The organism is Azospirillum isscasi, from assembly GCF_030849505.1.
GTDB classification, from domain to species: domain Bacteria; phylum Pseudomonadota; class Alphaproteobacteria; order Azospirillales; family Azospirillaceae; genus Azospirillum; species Azospirillum isscasi.
This window is the reverse complement of sequence record NZ_JAUJFI010000304.1, coordinates 1-2,694: the sequence shown is the minus strand read 5'-3', so window position 1 is coordinate 2,694 and position 2,694 is coordinate 1. Positions and strand designations below refer to the sequence as shown.

Annotated in this window: 2 protein-coding genes; both read left to right on the top strand. The window is 75.2% G+C overall.

The features are described 5' to 3' along the window. Window positions 1-1,803 (top strand): glycoside hydrolase family 2 protein (locus tag QSG27_RS28425; RefSeq protein WP_306712149.1); only part of this gene is annotated, 1,803 nt, incomplete at its 5' end. Continuing rightward, window positions 1,800-2,694, top strand: an 895-nt coding sequence (locus QSG27_RS28420; protein WP_306712148.1) for a serine aminopeptidase domain-containing protein, incomplete at its 3' end; no start/stop codon positions are given. The genes QSG27_RS28425 and QSG27_RS28420, both read left to right, overlap by 4 nt.

Below are 2,694 nucleotides of genomic sequence, written 5' to 3'. Positions count from 1 at the left end.
GGCTCGGCCCACGCGCCCGGCTGGCTGGAGGTGGGGGAGGCGCGGGTCCCGCTCCGCTGGGCCGGGCCGGAGGACGTGCGCGGCGAAATCCGTTTGCCGGAGGTCGAGCCCTGGTGGCCGCACAGCCACGGCAGGCCGGCGCTCCACGCCGTGCGCGCGGCGGTCGGCGACGCGCGCATCGAGCTGGGCCGCACCGGCTTCCGCCGCATCGAGCGCGAGCCCGGCGACGGCTTTGCCCTGCGCGTCAACGGGGAGCGCATCTTCTGCCGCGGCGCCTGCTGGAGCAGCCCGGACATCGTGAGCCTGCCGGGAACGCGGGACGCCTACGCCCCCTGGCTGGAACTGGCCCGGCAGGCCGGCATGACCATGCTGCGGGTGCCGGGCATCGCCGTGTATGAATCCGACGCCTTCTTCGACCTGTGCGACGAGATGGGGATCCTCGTCTGGCAGGACTTCATGTTCGCCAACTTCGATCATCCCGCCGACGAGCCGTTTCTCGACGGAGCGCGGCGGGAGGCGGCGCAGATCCTCGACCGGGTGCAGGCGTCGCCGTCGCTCGCCGTGCTGTGCGGCGGCAGCGAGGCGGAGCAGCAGGCAGCCATGCTCGGCCTGCCGCGCGACCGCTGGAGCCAGCCGCTGTTCGACACCGTTCTGCGGGACGAGGCGGCGCGGCGGCGGCCCGACGTGCCTTACCTCGCCAACTCCCCGACCGGCGGGCCGCTGCCCTTCGCCGCCGACGCGGGCGTGACTCATTACTATGGCGTCGGCGCCTATCTGCGCCCGCTGGAGGATGCGCGCCGGGCGGGGGTGCGCTTCGCCTCCGAATGCCTCGCCTTCGCCAACGCGCCGGAGGCCGGGACGCTGCCCGGCGTGCCGGCGGTGCACGACCCGCGCTGGAAGGCGCGGGTGCCGCGCGATCCCGGTGCCCCGTGGGACTTCGAGGATGTGCGGGACCATTACTTGCGGCGTCTGTACGGCTGCGATCCCATGCTTCTGCGGTACGAGGACCCGGACCGTTATTTAAAGTTGTCGCGCGCCGTGACGGGGGAGGTGATGGAGGCGGTTTTCGCGGACTGGCGGCGGGCCGGTTCCCCCTGCGCGGGCGGGCTGGTCTGGATGTTCCAGGACCTGTGGCCCGGGGCGGGCTGGGGCGTGGTCGATTCCGCGGGCGTGCCGAAGGCGGCGTGGCACGCGCTGCGCCGCGCCTTCCGGCCCGTGCAGGTGCTGCTGACCGACGAGGGGGTGAACGGGCTGGCGCTGCATCTGCTGAACGAGACCGCCGCGCCGGTGGAGGCGGTCCTGACCCTGACCGCCCTGCGGCAGGGCGAGGTGCCGGTGCTGCGGGTGGAGCGGGCGGTCACCCTGCCGCCGCGCAGCGCGCAGGCGCTTGCGGCGGCGGGGTTGCTCGACCGGTTCTTCGACCTGACCGGCGCCTACCGCTTCGGCCCGCCCGCCCATGACGCGGTGGTGGCGGTGCTGGTCCATCCGGAGACCGGCGCGCCGCTGGCCGAGGCGTTCCAGTTTCCCGAGGGGGGGCGGATGGAGCGTGCGGATGTCGGCCTGGGCGTCCGCGTGGAGCGGACAGGGGAGGGTTGGACTCTGGTTCTGTCCAGCCGGCGCCTCGCCCGCTCCGTCCATATCGAGGACGACGGGTTCCGCGCGGAGGAGGAGTGGTTCCATCTGCCGCCGGGTGAGGAGCGCCGGGTCCGGCTGGTCCCCCGCCATCCCTCCGCGGGTCCGCCCGATGGCGAGGTCCATGCGTTGAACGGGCTGGACCCGGCGCGCTACCGGGGGGCCGCATGACTCCCACCCTGTTCGAGGGCTGCTTCGGCTGGCTGCACCCCGCGGCGGGGCGGCGCGGCGTAGTGCTCTGCGCGCCCTACGGCGGGGAGGCCCCGGCGACCCACCGGGCCTGGCTCCGCTTTGCCGAAACCCTGGCGGTGGCGGGGCTGCCGGTGCTGCGCTTCGACTATCCCGGAACCGGCGATTCCGCGGGCGGGGAGGAGGAGCCGGGCCGCCTGGACGCCTGGATCGGCGGTATCCGCGCCGCGGCGGCGCATTTGCGCGCCGTCACGGGGGTGGAGGAGGTGGCGCTGGTGGGGCTGCGGCTGGGCGGGCTGCTGGCGGCAACGGCGGCGCGGGAGGTGGGGGCGGACGCGCTGGTCCTGCTGGCCCCCTTCCCCTCGGGCCGGGCCTTCGTGCAGGAGTTGCGGGCCGTGGCGCTGCTGGCGGAACGGCCTCCGGACGCACCGCCGGCGGTGGGGCCGGAGGGGATCGACAGCGCCGGCTTCCGTCTGACGCCGGAAACGGCGGAGGCGCTGCGGGCGCTCGACCTCACCCGCATGACGGAGGCCCCGGCGCGGCGCGTGCTGATCCTCGACCGTCCGGAGGGGCGCGGCGCCGTCCTGGCGGAGCGGTTCCGCGCGCTGGGGGCGGCGGTGGAGGCGGCGCCCTTTCCCGATTACGCGCGGTTGATGACCAGCGTCCAGCACGCCGCCATGGACTGCGCGGCCTTCGCGCGGGTGGCGGCGTGGCTGGCGCCGGACGACGCTCCGCCCCGCCCCGTCCGGCCTCCGGAGCTGCCCGGCCCTTGCCTGCGTCTTTCCGGAGCGGTGGAGCGCCGCTGTTCCCCGCGCACGGCAAGCGCGACGGCTACCTGCGCCCCGACCCGGACAGCCCCGCCGCCGTCGCCAA